This window comes from Shimia marina, from assembly GCF_001458175.1.
Classification (GTDB): Bacteria; Pseudomonadota; Alphaproteobacteria; order Rhodobacterales; family Rhodobacteraceae; genus Shimia; species Shimia marina.
Window position 1 is genome coordinate 15550 of the sequence record NZ_CYPW01000025.1, and the last position, 18305, is coordinate 33854.

Below are 18305 nucleotides of genomic sequence, written 5' to 3' on the forward strand. Positions count from 1 at the left end.
CAATTGGGCGGGTAGGGGCAGTAAGCCTTCACCGCAGCGGCGCGGTGCTATACAATTTGTGAACAATAGCCTATGAGCTTTGTGACCAGAACATGAGAGACTGAAAGAGCAGCAATGTCTGAAGATTTTGAACTCGATACCGATGACCTGAACCGCCGCATGGAAGGCGCGATGGGGGCCCTCAAGACCGAATTCGCCTCGCTGCGCACGGGCCGGGCTTCGGCCACGATGCTGGAGCCGGTGATGGTGGACGCTTATGGCTCCAAGACACCGATCAATCAGGTGGGCACCGTGAACGTGCCGGAACCACGCATGGTGACCGTGAACGTCTGGGACAAGTCGCTGGTGAATGCGGTTGAGAAGGCGATCATGAATTCCGGTCTGGGCATCAACCCACAGACCAACGGCACCATCGTGATGCTGCCGATTCCAGAGCTGAACGAAGAACGTCGCACCGAGCTGGCCCGTGTTGCCGCGCAATATGCGGAACATGCCCGCGTGGCGATCCGCAATGTCCGTCGTGATGGTATGGATCAGATCAAGAAAGCCAAAAACGACGGCATGTCCGAAGATGATCAGAAGCTGTGGGAAGGCGAAGTTCAGGAGATGACCGACACGTTTATCAAGAACGTGGACAGCGCACTGGAAAACAAACAGTCCGAAATTATGCAGGTCTGAGGATATGGCCGAGGATATTCCCGCGACTGGCCCGAGGCATGTGGCCATTATCATGGATGGCAATGGCCGCTGGGCCCAGGCACGCGGGCGTCCGCGGCTGTTTGGACACCACGCAGGAGCCAAGCGCGTCAAAGAGATTGTGCGCGCTTGTCGCCCTCTTGGGGTCGAGTATTTGACCATTTTTGGGTTCTCTACCGAGAACTGGAAACGCACACAGGCGGAAGTGGCCGGGCTTATGAGCCTGTTTCGTCAGTATATTCGCAAGGAAGCACGGGCTCTGAAAGCCGAAGGTGTGCGGGTGCGGTTCATTGGGGATCGTCCGGGGCTGGACGCGAAGCTGCGCGCGCTGATGGACGAGCTGGAAGAGCTGACCAAGGAAAATACAGGTGTGAATCTGACCATCGCGCTGAACTATGGTGGGCGTGATGAGGTGGCACGGGCCACCCAGCGTCTGGCGCAGGATGTGGCGGCGGGCCAACTGAAGCCTGAGGATGTGAACGAGGAGACGCTGCCGAAATATCTGGACACCTGTGTGTTGCCAGACCCTGATCTGGTGGTACGCACCAGCGGTGAGGCGCGGATCTCCAACTTCCTGCTGTGGCAGTCGGCCTATGCGGAATATGAATTTATCGACACGCTCTGGCCTGACTTTTCCAAGGAAGAGTTCCGCAAGCTTGTGGATGCCTATTCGCGACGGGATCGCCGGTTTGGAGCGGTAAGCGCGTGAGCGGGGCACAGGAGAAGACGGCAGGACGCTGGGGGGATCTGCCGGCGCGGATGGCCTCGGCGGTTGTCATGCTTTTGGTGGGTGGCGTGGCCATCTGGCAGGGCGGCGTGTTGTTTCACGAACTGGTGGTGCTGATCTGTGGCGTCATGGTCTGGGAATTGACCAGAATGATGAATGGCGGCGAGATGCGCGGCGCGGTTCTAATGGGGGTGATCGCCAGCGGCGCCATGTTTGCCACCCATTTCCTGCCCGGAACGGCGCTTGCGCCTGTTCTGGCCGCTGTGGGGTTTGCAGGGGCGAGCCAGATCAAGAAAGATCGTTTGATTTATGGCGCTTACGCCATTGGATTGATGTTTGCCTGCTATGGGCTGATCGTGTTGCGAGACGTGCGCGGTGCCTATTGGCTGATATGGCTGGTGTCTGTGGTGGTGGCGACGGATGTGGCCGGTTACTTTGCGGGGCGCATTCTGGGCGGCCCGAAATTCTGGCCCAAAGTCAGCCCGAAGAAGACGTGGTCTGGCACCATTGCAGGCTGGGTGGCTGCGGCTTTGGTGGGCATGGCGTTTGGCGGCACTGCACTAATTGTGATCAGCATATTGACCTCCTTTGCGTCCCAGATGGGAGATGCGGCGGAAAGCGCGATCAAGCGCCGGACTGGCATCAAGGACAGCTCCAATCTGATCCCCGGCCATGGCGGTTTGCTGGATCGGTTTGACGCTATGATGGGCGCGGCTCTGTTGGTTTTGCTGATGGGCGCAGTGCTGGGCCTGCCCGCAACCTGACCTTGTGGTCAGCCTTTTGGGCTGGCCGTATTTTCTCATCACATCGCCTTAAGTTCGCCGAAATGCGCCTTGATACGGGATGCAAAACCGACCATGTCGGCCAGAGAAATGGCTGAGTGTGGCGGCTGTTGAGAGCGAGAAAGTGGCATAGCGCCCCAGAAAGAGGACGTAGAGTTTGGATATTTCGACGCTGATTCCGAGTTTCGGAAATGGGGCCTTCACGGTGCTTTGGTTTGTGGTGGCCCTGTCGATCATCGTGGCCATTCACGAGTATGGCCACTACATCGTTGGTCGCTGGTGCGGCATCGGGGCGGATGTATTTAGCATTGGCTTTGGACCTGTGCTGTGGTCGCGCGTCGATAAACGCGGCACACGTTGGCAGATCGCGGCTATTCCGATGGGCGGGTTTGTCAAATTCAAAGGGGATGCCAACGCGGCCTCCGGCAAGGACGGCGCGGCGATGGCTGCGATGGATGAAAGCGAATTGCGCCACACCATGCATGGCGCCCCTCTCTGGGCGCGCTCCGCAACGGTGGCGGCGGGTCCCGTTTTCAACTTTATCCTGTCTATCCTCATTTTCTCAGCGGTTATGATGACCAACGGTCAGGTTGGCGAAAAGCTGATTGTGGGAGAGGTTTGGGACATGCCCAATGCGCCCTATGAGTTGCGCGAAGGGGATGTGGTGCAGGCGATTGAGGGCACGGCTTTGCCGTCGTTTGACGATCCAGAGGCCTTTGATGCGTTTAGCACTGATCTCCCCAAGGCAGACCCGTTGATCTACACGGTGCAGCGCGGTGGCGATGTGATTGAAGTGACAGGGCCGTATCTTTATCCTGCGCTTGTAAAATCCCTCGCACCGCGGTCTGCGGCCTATAATGCGGGCCTTGAGTCGGGGGATGTGTTCACAGCCATAGACGGGCAGCCGATTGTCGCCTTTTCTCAGCTCAAAGATGTGGTTGAAGGCGGCGATGGCAAAACGGTTGCATTGACGGTCTATCGAGATGGGGAAACACAGCAGTTTGATCTGACACCGCGTCGTGTAGATGAGCCCAACAATGAAGGTGGCTTTGTCACCAATTGGCGGATTGGCATTCTGGGCGGTATTGCCTTTGAGCCCGCCACCGAGACGCTGGGTTTTGGTGAGGCGGTACATGCCGGTGCGCGCCAGACCCTTCGGATTATGGAGGGGTCGCTAAGTGGTCTTTATCACATTGTCACCGGGGGCATCAGCAGCTGCAACCTGTCTGGTCCTGTTGGCATTGCGCAAACCTCCGCCGCGATGGCGAGTCAGGGAACCGAAAATTTCATCTGGTTCATTGCGGTGCTGTCGACAGCGATTGGTCTTTTGAACCTGTTCCCGATCCCCATGCTGGATGGGGGGCATCTGGTGTTCTACAGCTATGAGGCTGTGACTGGTCGTGCGCCCTCTGATCGTGTGTTGCAGGTTCTGATGACCATTGGTTTGGTGATTGTTTTGGGCATGATGCTCTTTGGTCTGACCAACGATCTTTTCTGCCCCTAAGAGAGAGGTGGGCGCGCTTTGTGACCGCGCGCCCAAATTTCGCCCAATTCGGTCGGTAAACTCCTTGCTAATGCGTAAAGAGACGAGGCTTTTGCCATGCACACGATCGAAGATGGATATCGCGCTTTGGGGCTTTTGATTGACCTCAATTGGGAGCGTTTGTTTTTCCCATCCGCGATTGTGGTTGGGCTTATGCTGGGCGCCTATATCAGCAGCTGGCTTGTGTAAGGCCGCGCGAGGCCTCTGTAGAAGACGCACCTATCTCCCACCATATCCTGTGGCGACCTTCGCAAAGTGCCGCAATACTTTGGGCATCCTTCCAGTTGGCGAAGTCTTGCGTTTCTCACGCAAAGCTCTTTTGACAATGTGAAGCATTCCCGTTAGTCACGTTCCAACAGGGATGTACTGCGGAGTTTGGGAATGACCAAACAATCTAGCGCTTTGGTGATCACCAAAGACGGAAGTGAGGTGCGTAAACTGCGCCTCCTGACTGGTTTTTTTGTTGTAATTTTTGGCGTGTTCGTGGCTCTGCCAGGCCTGGCTCAGACCTATAATTTCAACAGCATTCAAGTGGATGGCAACCAGCGTATCGATTCTACGGCCATTGTGAACTACGCGGGGATTGCGCGTGGCACACCTGTCACGGCAGGGCAGGTGAATGCAGCTTATCAGCGGGTTCTGGACAGCGGGTTGTTTGAGGAAGTCGAAGTTCAGCCACGTGGCAATACGTTGGTGATCAAAGTGGTTGAGTACCCGACGATCAACCGCATCAGCTTTGAAGGCAACCGTCGCCTAAAAGATGAGAACCTGACACAATTGCTGGAATCCCAGTCCCGTCGTGTTCTCAATCCGGCGACAGCAGAGCGCGATGCCGCGCGGATTACGCAGGCCTACGCGGAGTCTGGGCGTCTGGCAGCACGCGTGACGCCGCGAGTTATTCGTCGCAGCGATAACCGGGCTGATCTGGTCTTTGAGGTGTTCGAAGGTGACATCGTCGAAATTGAACGGATTGGTTTTGTCGGCAACCAGAATTTCAGCGATACTCGTTTGCGGCGCGTGTTGAATACGAAGCAAGCAGGCCTGTTGCGCAACTTCTTCCAGCAGGACACGTTTGTGAATGACCGTATCGAGTTTGATAAACAGGTTCTGCGCGATTTTTATCTTTCTCGTGGCTACGTAGACTTTCGTACACTCAGTGTGAACGCAGAATTGGCGCGCGAGCGCGATGGTTACTTTGTGACCTTCAACATCGAAGAGGGGCAGCAGTTTAAGTTTGGCGAAATCACAGCATCAAGCGATATAGATGGTGTGGAAACGGCTCTGTTTCTCGAAGCGCTCAGTTTGAAGCCTGGCGTGACATATTCCCCGACTGTGATTGAAAACTCTATTTCCCGCATGGAGCGTCTGGCACTCAAGCAGGGTCATGATTTCCTGCGTGTTGACCCGCGGATCACCCGCAATGACCGGGATCTGACCCTGGATGTAGATTTCGCGATAACCAAAGGCCCGAAGATCTTTGTCGAGCGTATTGATGTTGAGGGCAACACAACGACGCTTGATAAGGTGATTCGCCATCAGTTCCGCATTGTGGAAGGGGATCCGTTCAACCCACGTGAAATTCGCGAAAGTGCAGAACGCATTCGTGCGCTTGGCTTCTTTGCCGGTGCCGAGGTCAATGCACGCGAGGGCAGCACGCCAAGTCAGGTGATTGTGGACGTGGATGTCGAAGAGCAACCCACGGGGTCCTTGGCGCTTGGTGGTACATTCTCGACCAATGATGGTCTGGGACTCGCCGTTCAATTCCGAGAGTCGAACTTCTTGGGACGGGGGCAGTCTTTGGGGCTTTCGTTCTCTACCTCAACAGATATCAGAGACTATAGCTTCTCCTTCAATGAGCCTGCATTCCTGGGGCGCAACCTTTCTGCGGGTTTCCGGATTGAGTATCAGGATCTTGATCCGAGTGAGGCTCGCTTCACGAACTCTGTTGCGAATTTTGAACCGTCCATTGGCTTCCAGCTGGGTGAACATTCCAGCCTGCGTTTGCGTTATACTTTGGCACGTTCTGAAATCGAAGTGAGCGACGCAAATGCGGTTGCTGGATCTATCATTGATGCGGAAGCTGCACGTGGCAGAATTCTCAAAAGCTCCGTGGGATATACCTATCGCTATGATACACGACGTTCCGGGCTGGACCCGACACGCGGATATCTGTTCGAGTTCGGTCAGGACTTTGGTGGACTAGGCGGGGACTATACCTTTGTTAAAACTAACGCCCGTGCGGTTGCAGAGGCACGTGTCTGGCACGAAGAAGTCACCCTGCGCGCGACTTTGGAAGGCGGAGCGTTGCATTCCCCAAACAATGATAGCCGCATTGATGATCGTTTCATCGTAACGAGCAGAAACATCCGTGGTTTTGAGCCGTTTGGTGTGGGACCGCGTGAAATTCAGCCTGGTGTTCAGGATGATGCTTTGGGTGGTAATTATTTCGCGGTGGCCCGTTTTGAGGCCGAGTTCCCTTTGGGGCTTCCAGAAGAATTGGGTATTACAGGCGGTTTGTTTTATGATGTGGGCTCGCTCTGGGGGCTCGATCAAACATCGGCAAATGTGCTCTACGATGAATTCTCATTGCGCCACGTGATTGGGGCGTCGATCTTCTGGGACACGCCGATTGGGCCCTTGCGGTTCAACTTTACCCGAGCGTTGCAGAAAGAAGAGTTTGATCGTGAACAGACTTTTGACTTCACCATCAGCGCGCAATTTTAAGTAAAGATGCGCGCGGTTCTGGCAGCTTGTCTTATGTCGGCGGCGCTGTTTACGGCGCCGCTGTCTCATGCCCAGGGGGCAAGTGAGGCGGCTTCGGGGCTGCCTCAGTCTGAAATTTTGGTTGTCGACAGTGAACAGCTGTTTGCGCAGTCCTCTTTTGGGCAACGTGTGGCGCAGGAACTGGCAGCAGAAGAATCGGTCTTGCTGGCAGAGAACCGGCAGATTCAGGCCAAGTTGACTGAGGAAGAACGCGTTCTGACTGAACAGCGTGCGACGATGGATGCGAAGGCTTTTCGCGCGATTGCGGAAGCCTTTGATGCGCGGGTTGTGCAAATCCGCAACCAGCAGGATGCAAAATCCGTCAACATTGAACAGAAGCGCAAGCGTGAAGAAGACGCATTTGTACGTGCCGCAAGCCCGATTTTGACCGCATTGATGCAGGAGGCAGGCGCCAGCATTGTGATGGAGCGTCGTGCCGTGTTGATGTTTGATCCGGCCGTAGACATTACCCCCTTTGCCATTGAGCGTCTCAACCTTGTGTTGGGCGATGGCGCTGTGGCGCCGGCTGAGGAGCAGGCAGATCAGTAAGAGAGCGGTTTCTCACTTCTTTTGAGATCAGTTCTTGGATCCGCGACCTTGGTTTCTGTCCCCGCGGATAGGTGGGCCGTGCTTGCCCCCAGCCGCGTGTATTGTTAGGGCTATTGCAAACAAGACAAAGGCAGCAGGAGCGCATCATGTCCGAAGATCTGAAAAGTGCTGATATTGATCTGATTCAACGTATCATTCCGCATCGGTATCCGTTCCTGTTGGTTGATAAAGTTGTTGATATTGACGGCTATGCCTCCGCAACCGGCATCAAAAACGTCACGATGAACGAGCCCCATTTTCAGGGGCACTTCCCCAAGAAGCCGATCATGCCCGGCGTGACCATTGTCGAAGCCATGGCGCAGACTTCGGCTGTTATGGTGGGGGTTGCCCTTGATATGGCAGACAAAGAGCTGCTGGTGTATTTCATGGGCATCGACAAGTGCAAATTCCGCCGCATGGTGGTTCCTGGTGATGTGCTGGAAATGAAGGTCACAACCACGCGCGGCAAACCAGGTGGCAAGGTCTGGAAGTTCTCCGGTCTTGCCACCGTTGAGGGTGATGTTGCCTGTGAAGTGGACTTCACGGCCATGATGGATCTGCCTAAGGAGTAAGGCGTATGGCAATTTCTCCAAACGCGCAGGTGCATGCTTCTGCTGTGGTCGAAGAGGGCGCACAGATTGCCGATGATTGCATCATCGGCCCGTTTTGTGTTGTAGGCCCCAATGTTGTGCTGCACCGTGGTGTCCAGCTTAAGAGCCATGTGGTGGTGAGCGGTCACACGGAAATCGGCGCTGAGACCGAGGTGTTCAGTTTTTCCGTGATTGGCGAAGTGCCACAGGATCTGAAGTTTGGTGGTGAAGACAGCCAGCTGGTGATCGGTGAGCGCAACCGCATTCGTGAGCATGTCACCATGAACACGGGCACAGAAGGCGGCGGTGGTGTCACGCGGGTGGGCAATGATGGGTTGTTCATGGCGGGCTGTCACATCGCCCATGATGCGCAGATTGGTGATCGGGTGATTGTGGTGAACTCTGCCGCCGTGGCTGGGCACTGTGTGATTGAGGATGACGTGATCATCGGCGGACTGTGCGGTATTCACCAATGGGTGCGTATTGGTCGCGGTGCGATCATTGGGGCCGTCAGCATGGTGACAAATGACGTCATTCCCTATGGTCTGGTGCAAGGGCCGCGTGGCGAGCTTGATGGGCTTAACCTTGTTGGTCTGAAGCGCCGTGGGGTGCCAAGGGCAGATATCTCTGAATTGCGGGCGGCGTTTCAGACGCTGGCGCAGGGGGAAGGTGCCTTTCAGGAGCGTGCCAAACGCCTTGGCGAGGAAAGTGACAGCACATATGTGCAGGAAATGGTCGCTTTCATCTCCGGTCACACGGATCGGTCTTTCCTGACCCCACGCTGAGACGGAGCGAAACGGCTGATATGAGCAGACTAGCAATCCTATGTGGCGGCGGTCAGTTGCCTGTGGCGCTCTGTGCGGCGCATCCTGATGCTTTGCGGATCGGGCTTGAGGGGGTTGACCATGATGTTGTCGGACCCGTTGAGACCCACAGTATTGAGAAGCTCGGGGGGCTGTTTGAGGCGTTGAAATCACAGGGGGTGACGCGCCTTGTGATGGCGGGCGGGCTTGGACGTCCGGCGCTGAACCCTGCCAATTTTGATGCGGGGATGATGGCGATTGCGCCACGTTTGCTGCCTGCGCTGCAGGAGGGCGATGATGCGTTGCTGCGGTTGGTCATTGCGATTTTTGAAGAGCAGGGCATTGCCGTTGTCGGTGCGCATGAGCTTTTGGAAGGGCTTTGTGCCCAAGAAGGGCTGATTGCGGGGCCAGAACCGAGCGCACAGGCGCTTACGGATGCCAGCAAGGCCGCCGATATTCTTTTGGCGCTTTCGCCTCTGGATCTGGGGCAGGGGGCCGTTGTCGCGGCGGGGCTTTGTCTTGGGATTGAGACATTGCAAGGCACGGATGCCTTGCTGCGGTTTGTCTCTGAGACGCCAGAGGCATTGCGCCGCGACAAAGGTGTGTTTCTGAAGGCTCCGAAACGTGGGCAGGATCTGCGCGTGGACATGCCTGCGATTGGGCCAAACACGGTTTATGCGGCGGCCAAAGCCGGGGTGGCGGGCATTGTGGTCTCTGCCAATCGGGTGATGATTCTTGAACGCGATAAAACCTTGGCAGCCTTGCAAGAAACCGGACTGTTCCTGCTGGGGCGGGTGATCTGATGAAAGTGTTTCTGGTCGCAGGCGAGATGTCGGGCGACCGGCTTGGCGGCGCGCTGATGGAGGGACTGCGTCAGCTCCTCCCTAACGTGGAATTTGTGGGCGTTGGTGGCCCGCTGATGGCGCAGCAGGGGCTTGAAAGCCTGTTCCCCATGGACGAATTGAGCGTCATGGGCATTGCCGAGGTGCTGCCAAAATACCGGCATCTGCTGCGGCGCATGCATGAAACGGTGGAGGCTGTGCTGGCCTGGCAACCGGATGTGCTGATCACGATTGACAGTCCTGATTTCTGTTTGCGTGTGGCGCGGGAGGTGCGGGCCAAGGCCGACATTCGCGCGGTGCATTACGTGGCCCCGTCGGTTTGGGCCTGGCGTCCCAAGCGGGCAGAGAAGATGGCAAAGTCTGTGGATCAGGTTTTGGCGCTTTTGCCTTTTGAACCGCCTTATATGGAGGCGGTTGGCCTGCGCTGTGATTTTGTGGGCCACCCTGTGGTGACTGAACCTGTGGCCACAAGCGATCAGATGCAGGCGTTTCGCGCAGAATTGGGTATTGGAGATGCGCCTTTGCTGGTGGCTTTGCCGGGATCGCGCCGGGGCGAGGTGTCACGGCTGACGCCAGCGTTTGGCGAGGTGGTCGCACGATTGAAGCAGGATGTGCCTGATTTACAGGTGGTTTTGCCGGCTGCTGCCCCCGTGGCCGATTTGGTGAAGGAAACAGTTGCCGCGTGGGCGCATGCGCCCATTGTTCTGGATCCGCGTGATCTGGATGTGGATGCGGGGATGGCCCGCAAGCGGGCGGCCTTTGCCGCGGCAGATGTGGCGCTTGCAGCGTCGGGCACCGTGTCGCTGGAACTGGCGGCCTGTGACACGCCGATGGTGGTGGCCTATGACATGAGCTGGTTAAGCTGGCAGATCATGAGCCGTATGGCGTTGATTGATACGGTGACGCTGGTCAATCTGGTGTCAGAGACGCGCACCGTGGAAGAGTATCTGGGGCCTGCGTTCAAGGCAGAGGACATTGCCCCCGCGCTGTTGCGTGTGTTGCAAAGCCCAGAGTCGCAGCGTGCGGCGATGACGCTGACCATGCAGCGGCTTGGGCGCGGCCATGAAGCGCCGGGCCTGCGGGCCGCACGGGCGGTGTTGGATGGGTTGAAGGCATGATCGACTGGATCGGGCTGGCGATTTCGGCAACGCTGGCTCATGTGGCGACCAATCTGGACAATCTGGTCATTCTGGTCGGCGTGATCCTGACCATCGAGCGCCTCCGGGCGATCACTGGATATCTTGCTGCGCAATGCCTTGTCTTGAGCGCTGCATATGTGGTGGCGGAAGGGTTGGAGATCGGGTTTGCAAGCTATGTAGGATTTCTTGGTGTGATCCCCATGGCAGTTGGTGGTCTGGCGCTGGTGAGGCGGCAAAAGTCGGCATCGCTTGCGGATGTCCCGACGACGGAGCCCGCGCAAAGGCAGATGGTTGCGATTTCCCTGCTGTTTTTGAGTGTGTCGTTTGACACATTTGCCGTATTCACCCCGTTGCTTGCGGATTCGCGACAAGCGTTCACCATCCCGATTTTGGCCGGAGCGGCGCTTTCAGCTCTGATGATTGCTGTTTGTGGGGCGATGCTTGCCCGCCTCGCACCGGAACGTGCGCGCCGCATGGGGCGGCTTGAATGGTTCGCCCCATACGTAATGATCGCGGTGGGGTTCTATATTGTGTTGAACACCACCACCGACGCGCTTTAATAGCCGCGCCAGATCCAGCCGCCTCCAAAGATGCGGGAGCTGTCGGTGTCATAGAACACACATGCCTGACCTGGTGACACGCCTTCTTCCGGGGTCAGCAGCTCTACTTCGGCCGTGTCTGGGCCAAGGGGGCGAATGATGGCGTCACGTGGGGGGCGTGTGGAGCGCACTTTCACGGCCACATGCCATTCTTCCCGGCTGTCAAATGGCTCATCCCCAAGCCAGTTGATTTCGCGCACCGGGATTTTGCGCGTGGCGAGCATTTCTTTGGGACCGACGATGACCTGTTTCTTGTCCACGTCGAGCTTGACCACATAGAGCGGTTGAGACAGGCCGCCGATGCCAAGACCCCGTCGTTGGCCGATGGTGTAGTGAATCACCCCATTGTGGGTGCCACGCACGATGCCTTCATGGTCGACGATTTCACCCGGATCTGCCGCGCCGGGGCGCAGTTTTTCGATCACGCTGGCGTAGTCCCCGTTGGGGACAAAGCAGATATCCTGACTGTCGGGCTTGTCTGCCACGGCCAATCCATACTCTGCGGCCAGTGCGCGGGTGGCCTCTTTGTTGGGCAGATGGCCCAGAGGGAATCGCAGATAATCGAGCTGTTCCGGAGTTGTTGAAAACAGAAAGTAGCTCTGATCCCGGCGTGCATCGGCGGCGGAATGCAACTCGGCCCCCTTATCGCCAACCTTGCGCTGAATGTAGTGGCCGGTGGCCATGCAATCAGCATCCAGATCTTTGGCCGTCTCCAGAAGATCCTTGAATTTCACGCGCTCATTGCAGCGGATACAGGGCACAGGCGTGGCCCCACCCAGATAGCTGTCGGCGAATTCATCAATCACTGCATCCTGAAAAATATTTTCATAATCAAGGACGTAGTGCGGAAATCCCTTTTCTTCTGCGACCCGGCGGGCATCGTGAATGTCGATCCCCGCACAGCAGGCCCCTTTTTTGGCCAGCGCAGCGCCATGATCATACAGCTGGAGCGTCACGCCAACCACATCATAGCCTTCATCCGCAAGTTTGGCCGCGACAACGGAGCTGTCCACGCCGCCGGACATGGCCACAACCACGCGGGTTTCGGATGGGGGCTTGGCAAAACCAAGCGAATTGAGCGGCGTGTCGCTGTCAAGCGCCATGGTGAGTCTCTCCGGATCAGAAGTCGTCGAGAATATAGGAAAATCTTAGATACTCTCAAGAGGCGCTTTAGGGCCTCGTTAAGTCCCATAGAGGAAAATTTTCTCATTCATGAGGACGAACTGCATGTTTTTGAAAAAAGTCGAAGGACCAAGGTGTGTTACGCTGTCTGATGGACAGGTGATGACCCGTGCCGATCTGCCGCCTGCCAATACCAAACGCTGGGTGGCCTCACGTAAGGCTGCGGTTGTGCGTGGTGTAGCCTATGGGTTGATCACTCAGCGCGAAGCCCTTGAAACCTATAGCCTTAGCGAAGACGAATTCAACGAATGGGTGACTGCGGTTTCCACCCACGGTCAGGAGGCATTGAAGGCGACGGCTGTTCAGAAATTCCGGCAAACGTGATTTTTCTTATTAACCTTCCTAAATTGGTAACGGCGCGTTAACCTTTATTCGTTAAGGTTAATACCTGAAACCTCCCAGAAGTAAGGAAGTCGACATGAGAGTGCTGCTGGTCGAAGACGATCCAACAACATCAAAAAGCATCGAAATGATGCTGACACATGCCAACCTCAATGTGTACGCTACGGATCTTGGCGAAGAAGGCATCGACCTTGCAAAGCTTTATGATTACGATTTGATCCTCTTGGATCTGGGCCTGCCGGACATGACGGGCCATGAAGTGCTGCGCCAGTTGCGCACATCTCGGATCGATACGCCGATCCTTATTCTGTCTGGGGCAGATGACACCGAAAGCAAGCTGAAAGGCTTTGGCTATGGTGCGGATGACTATCTGACCAAACCGTTCCACCGCGAAGAGCTGGTGGCGCGGATACATGCGATCATCCGCCGTTCCAAAGGCCATTCGCAATCTGTGATCAAAACCGGGCGGATTTCGGTCAATCTGGATGCCAAAACCGTTGAGGTGGAAGGCAAGCCTGTGCATCTGACCGGCAAAGAATATCAGATGCTGGAGCTTTTGAGCCTGCGCAAGGGGACGACCCTGACCAAAGAGATGTTCCTGAACCATCTCTATGGTGGCATGGATGAGCCAGAGCTGAAGATCATTGACGTGTTTATCTGCAAGCTGCGCAAAAAGCTGAGCGAAGCCACAGCGGGTGAAAACTACATCGAGACCGTTTGGGGCCGTGGCTATGTGCTGCGCGATCCGGAGCCGACCACGGCAACGGATGATCCCGTGGCGATGCGCGCCTGAAACCGCGCGGCGGCTCTGGACGTCACCTTCTGTCACCCCTATCACTTGGGAGGGTAAGATAGGGAGACGACCGTGACAGACGAGATCGCCGTCACAGAAATGACTTTGCAACAGGCGCGCGAGGAATTGGCGCGCCTTTCTGCTGTGCTGAGCGAGGCGAATCGCGACTATCATGGTGCCGATGCGCCCAAGCTTTCAGATGCAGATTATGACCAGCTGAAACGACGTAATAGCGAGATCGAAAGCCGGTTTCCTGAGCTGAAACGCGCAGATAGCCCCAGCGAACAAGTGGGCGCGGCCCCGGCGGAGGGCTTTGGCAAGATCACCCATGAAGTGGCGATGTTGAGCCTTGGCAACGCGTTTGAGGATCAGGATGTTGCCGATTTTGATGAGCGCATCTGCAAATACCTCGGCGTGGGGAAAGGCACGGTTTCCTATACTGCGGAACCTAAGATTGATGGGCTAAGTCTTTCTATTCGTTATGAAAATGGAGAAATGGTCTATGCGGCCACGCGCGGTGACGGGGCCACGGGAGAAGACGTGACCGCCAATGCGCGCACCATTGCGGATATCCCCCAGCATATAGAGAATGCCCCTGCGGTGCTTGAGGTGCGGGGCGAAGTCTATATGAGCCACGCCGATTTTGAGGCGCTCAATGCCCGAATCATTGCGGAAAACGCGAAGCTGGAAGCGGCGGGCAAGAAACCACGGACAGTGTTTGCTAACCCGCGCAATGCGGCTGCGGGCAGTTTGCGCCAACTGGATGCGCAGATCACCAGAGAACGCCCGCTAAAATTCTTTGCCTATGCCTGGGGAGCTTTGTCAGAGCCCTTGGCGCAGACACAGATGGAGGCGATTTCACGGCTGCAGGGCTTTGGCTTTGTGATCAATGATTTCACTAAGGTTTGCGCCTCTCCAGCTGAGCTGATTGCGAAGTATCGGCTGATTGAAGCGCGGCGCGCGACACTGGGGTATGACATTGATGGCGTGGTCTATAAGGTCAACGATCTGGCGTTGCAGGGGCGGCTTGGGTTTCGCTCCACCACGCCGCGTTGGGCCGTGGCGCATAAATTTCCGGCAGAGCTGGCCTGGACCCGCCTTGAGGCGATCGACATTCAGGTCGGGCGTACTGGCGCTCTGAGCCCGGTGGCACGGCTTGCGCCGGTGACGGTGGGCGGCGTGGTCGTTTCCAATGCGACGCTGCACAATGAAGATTACATTGCCGGTCGTGACAGCAAAGGTGCGGATATTCGCGATGGCAAAGACATTCGCGCGGGTGATTGGGTGCAGGTCTACCGCGCGGGGGATGTGATCCCCAAAGTGGCGGATGTGGATCTGTCCAAACGGCCAGATGGCGCGCAGCCTTATGTGTTTCCTGATCTTTGCCCAGTCTGTGGATCTGCCGCCGTGCGCGAAGAAGGCGACGCCGTGCGCTATTGTACAGGCGGGATGATTTGCGCCGCTCAAGCAACTGAAAAATTGAAACATTTTGTGGCGCGCAAGGCCTTTGATATTGACGGTCTGGGTGCAAAACAGATTGAGATGTTCTATGAAGATCCGGATCTTACGATCAAGGAGCCTGCGGATATTTTCACGTTGGAGCGCCGCGATGGTGCCAATCTCAACAAGCTGAAGAACCGGAAAGGCTGGGGTGATCAGAGCGCCGCCAATCTGTTTGCAGCGATCAACGACAAACGCAAAATCGGCTTTGCGCGCGCGCTGTTCAGTCTTGGCATTCGCCACATTGGAGAGAGTGCGGCGAAGGATCTGGCGTTGCATTTTCTCACTTGGGAGAAGCTGGTTGAGGCGGCGGATAAGGCCCGTCCTGCGGCGCTTGCTCATCGTGCGGCAGATGCCGCAGAGGAGCGTGAGCGCATTGCGGCGCAGCAAGCAGGGCGTCGCGCCAAGATCAAGGAAAGCCGCGGGGCGGCCATGGCGACATGTGATGTTGATGTGGTGGCCAAGAGCGTTTGGAATGATCTGACCGGGATTGATGGCATTGGCGCGGCGGTGGCGCTGTCGCTGACGGATGCCTTTGCCAACGCTGATGAGCGCGCGGCGATTGCGCGTTTGATGAATGAGCTTGAGATCATTCCGCCAGAAGCGCCCAGTCAGGCGAGCCCGGTTGCGGGTAAGACGGTGGTCTTTACCGGGAAGCTCGTGAAAATGACGCGTGATGAAGCTAAGGTGCGTGCCGAGGGGCTGGGGGCCAAAGTGTCTGGATCTGTTTCCAAGAAAACCGATCTTCTGGTGGCAGGCCCCGGTGCAGGCAGCAAGGCGACCAAGGCCGCAGAGCTGGGCATTGAGACGCTTGATGAAGACGGCTGGCTGGCGTTGATTGAGGGGCTATGAGCGGACGGCCGGAAATTCTGTTTCCGCTGTTTGCGGATGTGACCAAACTGGAGGGGGTTGGGCCAAAAACGGCGCAGCACCTTGAGCAGATCGATGTGAAGAAACCGCGCGATTTGCTGTTTTTGCTGCCCTATTCCGGGATCGACCGCGCGCCAAAGCTGTCAGTGCAGGAGGCGGAGCTGCCCGGAGTGGTGACGGTTCAGGTGCTGGTGGGGGCACATCGCCCGCCGCGCAATCGCGGTGGTGCCTATCGGATCACGGTGCAGGACACGCAGACCTCGTTTCAGATCGTGTTCTTTCACGCGCGGGGGGACTATCTCAAAAAGATCCTGCCGGAAGGATCGCGGCGTGTGGTCTCTGGCAAGGTTGAATTGTTTGATGGCGTCGCTCAGATGGTGCACCCGGAATATATGGTGGCCCCAGATGAGGCGGAGGAGATCCCAGCGTTTGAACCGGTCTATCCGCTGACACATGGGGTCTCTCAGAAGACCATGGTAAAGGCGGTGCGCTCTGCATTGGACCGTGCGCCGGAGCTTGAGGAATGGATCGATCCTTCCCAGAAAGATCAGGCCAAATGGCCGTCTTGGGCGGCGGCCATGGCCGCGGTGCATATGCCCCAAAGCATGGAAGAGGTCTCTCCCAATAGTGCCGCGCGGGAGCGTTTGGCCTATGATGAGTTTCTGGCGCATCAGATCACCCTCGCATTGGCACGCAGCCAGCTGCAGAAGGCCAAGGGTGTGATTTCGCAGCAGACAGGTCGGTTGCAAGCCAAGGTGCGTGCATCTTTGCCCTATGCGCCAACGGGAGCGCAGGAACGGGCGATTGAGGCGATTGCGGCGGATATGGCGCTCTCCACGCGCATGAATCGCCTGTTGCAGGGCGATGTGGGCGCGGGCAAGACGCTGGTGGCCTTTATGGCGTTGCTTGTGGCGGTGGAAGCGGGCGGGCAGGGGGTGATGATGGCCCCGACCGAAATTCTGGCACGCCAGCATATGGAGGGCTTGCAGCCTTTGGCAGAGAGCGCCGGTGTGGTGCTGGAAATCCTGACAGGGCGCGACAAGGGTAAGGAGCGCCGGGCCAAGCTGGCCGCGCTGGCGCGGGGGGATATTCATATTCTCGTGGGCACCCACGCGGTGTTTCAGGAGGATGTGCAGTTTGCCGATTTGAGGCTGGCCATCATTGATGAACAACACCGCTTTGGGGTGCGTCAAAGGCTGGAGCTGGGCAAGAAAGGGGAGGGCGCGGATGTGCTGGTGATGACCGCCACGCCGATCCCGCGCAGCCTCGCGCTTGCCCAATATGGGGATATGGATGTCTCGGTGCTGGATGAGAAGCCGCCCGGACGTCAGCCGATCACGACCGCGCTGGTCTCCACCGCGCGCATCGATGAGGTGGTGGCGCATCTGCGCAAGGCCGTTGCAGAGGGCAAGCAGGCCTATTGGGTCTGCCCTCTGGTCGAGGAAAGCGAGCGGGTCGATTATACGGCGGCTGATGTGCGCTTTAAGGCGCTGCGCGCGGAGCTTGGCGAAGGCGTGGTGGGGCTGGTGCATGGCCAGATGCCACCTGAAGAAAAAGACGCGGCCATGGCGGATTTTCAGGCCGGAAAGACACAGGTGCTTGTGGCGACCACGGTGATTGAGGTGGGCGTGAATGTGCCCAATGCCACGATCATGGTGATTGAGCGGGCCGAAGTGTTTGGGCTGGCGCAGTTGCACCAATTGCGCGGGCGTGTGGGGCGTGGCTCGGAAGCTTCAACATGCCTGTTGATGTATCAGGCACCGCTGAATGACAGCGGGGAGAAGCGGCTTAAGGTGCTGCGGGAAAGCGAAGATGGTTTCGTGATTGCAGAGACCGATTTGCAGATGCGCGGTGCCGGGGATCTGATTGGCACGGCACAATCTGGTCTGCCGCGGTTTCGCATTGCGGATGTGGAAACGCAGGCGGGGCTGATGGCGATTGCGCAAAGTGATGCGCGCAAACTCTTGCATGATGATCCAACACTGGAGAGCCCGCGCGGCAAGGCGGCGCGTGTTCTGCTTTGGCTTATGGAACAGGATCAGGCGATCCGTTTGATTACAGTGGGTTAAGTCGCTTCGTTCCTTTTTGTTCTCAAATGTTCTCATAAAGTTCTTTACTCGAATCGGCGCATGTGAGAACAAAGTGGCAACAAAGGTGAGCTAGGGAGACGCCCCATGATGCAGCAGATCAAACAAGTTGTCCGCAATTCCGGTGATACGCTTTGGCAGGATGCTGTTGGGGGGATCGCTCTTTTTGTGATGTTGATTTTGGCACTGCATGTGCCGGGCTTTGTGTAGGGCGCCTATACAAGCATTTGAGGAATGCCTCTATCACATGTGTTTGTGCCGCGTTGTTCGCGCATCTGTCCCCATTTGATGCGTCCTGACTGACACTGCCTGTTCATAGTCCTTGAGGGGGTCTGCCTTCCCCCGCTGTTGAATGGCGTGGGTCCCACGCAATTACATGTGACCTTGCCGCCGCCTCCCCTTTGGGAGTGCGGCGGTTTTTTTTATTTGCCTCCGGTGTTGGCACAAAAAACGCGCCGG

General features: G+C 57.0%; 18 protein-coding genes. 17 read left to right on the forward strand and 1 reads right to left on the reverse strand.

The window, feature by feature from the left end; translation table 11 throughout:
- Positions 1 to 114 precede the first annotated feature (114 nt).
- From frr to SHM7688_RS12485, 12 genes are all read left to right on the forward strand, one after another.
- Positions 115 to 678, forward strand: a complete 564-nt coding sequence (frr, locus tag SHM7688_RS12435) for a ribosome recycling factor (RefSeq protein WP_058240277.1) — start codon at positions 115 to 117, stop codon at positions 676 to 678.
- Between the two features lie 4 nt (positions 679 to 682).
- Positions 683 to 1405, forward strand: a complete 723-nt coding sequence (gene uppS / locus SHM7688_RS12440) for an undecaprenyl pyrophosphate synthase (RefSeq protein WP_058240278.1) — start codon at positions 683 to 685, stop codon at positions 1403 to 1405.
- Entirely contained in the window at positions 1402 to 2187 is a 786-nt protein-coding gene (locus tag SHM7688_RS12445) for a phosphatidate cytidylyltransferase (protein WP_223229263.1), read from the forward strand. Before uppS ends, SHM7688_RS12445 begins: the two co-directional genes overlap by 4 nt.
- Before the next feature lie 175 nt (positions 2188 to 2362).
- A complete protein-coding gene (rseP, locus tag SHM7688_RS12450) occupies positions 2363 to 3709 on the forward strand; it encodes an RIP metalloprotease RseP (RefSeq protein WP_058240280.1) in 1347 nt (448 codons plus the stop codon).
- 96 nt (positions 3710 to 3805) lie between these two features.
- On the forward strand, positions 3806 to 3937 hold the full coding sequence (locus SHM7688_RS20160; RefSeq protein WP_262975173.1) for a hypothetical protein: 132 nt from the start codon (positions 3806 to 3808) through the stop codon (positions 3935 to 3937).
- A 192-nt stretch (positions 3938 to 4129) separates the two neighbouring features.
- Positions 4130 to 6472: an outer membrane protein assembly factor BamA gene (gene bamA / locus SHM7688_RS12455; protein WP_083499049.1), complete on the forward strand. Its 2343-nt coding sequence runs from the start codon at positions 4130 to 4132 to the stop codon at positions 6470 to 6472.
- Between the two features lie 33 nt (positions 6473 to 6505).
- Positions 6506 to 7060, forward strand: coding sequence for an OmpH/Skp family outer membrane protein (locus SHM7688_RS12460; RefSeq protein WP_158500696.1), 555 nt, complete (start codon positions 6506 to 6508; stop codon positions 7058 to 7060).
- 146 nt (positions 7061 to 7206) lie between these two features.
- Positions 7207 to 7671 carry a 3-hydroxyacyl-ACP dehydratase FabZ gene (fabZ, locus tag SHM7688_RS12465; RefSeq protein WP_058240282.1) on the forward strand — a complete coding sequence of 155 codons (465 nt, stop codon included), beginning with the start codon at positions 7207 to 7209 and terminating at the stop codon, positions 7669 to 7671.
- A 5-nt stretch (positions 7672 to 7676) separates the two neighbouring features.
- The gene (gene lpxA / locus SHM7688_RS12470) at positions 7677 to 8474 is read left to right on the forward strand and encodes an acyl-ACP--UDP-N-acetylglucosamine O-acyltransferase (protein WP_058240283.1); all 798 of its coding nucleotides are present in this window, start codon (positions 7677 to 7679) and stop codon (positions 8472 to 8474) included.
- A gap of 20 nt (positions 8475 to 8494) precedes the next feature.
- The gene (locus SHM7688_RS12475; RefSeq protein ID WP_058240284.1) at positions 8495 to 9295 is read left to right on the forward strand and encodes an LpxI family protein; all 801 of its coding nucleotides are present in this window, start codon (positions 8495 to 8497) and stop codon (positions 9293 to 9295) included.
- Positions 9295 to 10452 (forward strand): lipid-A-disaccharide synthase, encoded by a 1158-nt coding sequence (gene lpxB, locus SHM7688_RS12480; protein WP_058240285.1) that lies wholly within the window; start codon positions 9295 to 9297, stop codon positions 10450 to 10452. Before SHM7688_RS12475 ends, lpxB begins: the two co-directional genes overlap by 1 nt.
- The gene (locus SHM7688_RS12485) at positions 10449 to 11033 is read left to right on the forward strand and encodes a hypothetical protein (protein ID WP_058240286.1); all 585 of its coding nucleotides are present in this window, start codon (positions 10449 to 10451) and stop codon (positions 11031 to 11033) included. The genes lpxB and SHM7688_RS12485 overlap by 4 nt, the downstream gene beginning before the upstream one ends.
- On the opposite strand, the gene mnmA is transcribed toward SHM7688_RS12485, so the two are convergent.
- Positions 11030 to 12175 carry a tRNA 2-thiouridine(34) synthase MnmA gene (mnmA, locus tag SHM7688_RS12490; protein WP_058240287.1) on the reverse strand — a complete coding sequence of 382 codons (1146 nt, stop codon included), beginning with the start codon at positions 12173 to 12175 and terminating at the stop codon, positions 11030 to 11032. The two genes, SHM7688_RS12485 and mnmA, sit on opposite strands and share 4 nt — an antisense overlap.
- 124 nt (positions 12176 to 12299) lie before the next feature.
- On the opposite strand from mnmA, the gene sciP reads away from it, so the two are divergent.
- From sciP to SHM7688_RS20165, 5 genes are all read left to right on the forward strand, one after another.
- A complete protein-coding gene (gene sciP, locus SHM7688_RS12495; RefSeq protein ID WP_058240288.1) occupies positions 12300 to 12578 on the forward strand; it encodes a CtrA inhibitor SciP in 279 nt (92 codons plus the stop codon).
- Between the two features lie 94 nt (positions 12579 to 12672).
- Entirely contained in the window at positions 12673 to 13389 is a 717-nt protein-coding gene (gene ctrA / locus SHM7688_RS12500; protein ID WP_058240289.1) for a response regulator transcription factor CtrA, read from the forward strand.
- A gap of 99 nt (positions 13390 to 13488) precedes the next feature.
- A complete protein-coding gene (ligA, locus tag SHM7688_RS12505; protein ID WP_058240316.1) occupies positions 13489 to 15741 on the forward strand; it encodes an NAD-dependent DNA ligase LigA in 2253 nt (750 codons plus the stop codon).
- Positions 15738 to 17828 carry an ATP-dependent DNA helicase RecG gene (recG, locus tag SHM7688_RS12510; RefSeq protein ID WP_058240290.1) on the forward strand — a complete coding sequence of 697 codons (2091 nt, stop codon included), beginning with the start codon at positions 15738 to 15740 and terminating at the stop codon, positions 17826 to 17828. Before ligA ends, recG begins: the two co-directional genes overlap by 4 nt.
- 105 nt (positions 17829 to 17933) lie before the next feature.
- Positions 17934 to 18056, forward strand: a complete 123-nt coding sequence (locus SHM7688_RS20165) for a hypothetical protein (protein WP_262975172.1) — start codon at positions 17934 to 17936, stop codon at positions 18054 to 18056.
- Positions 18057 to 18305 lie beyond the last annotated feature (249 nt).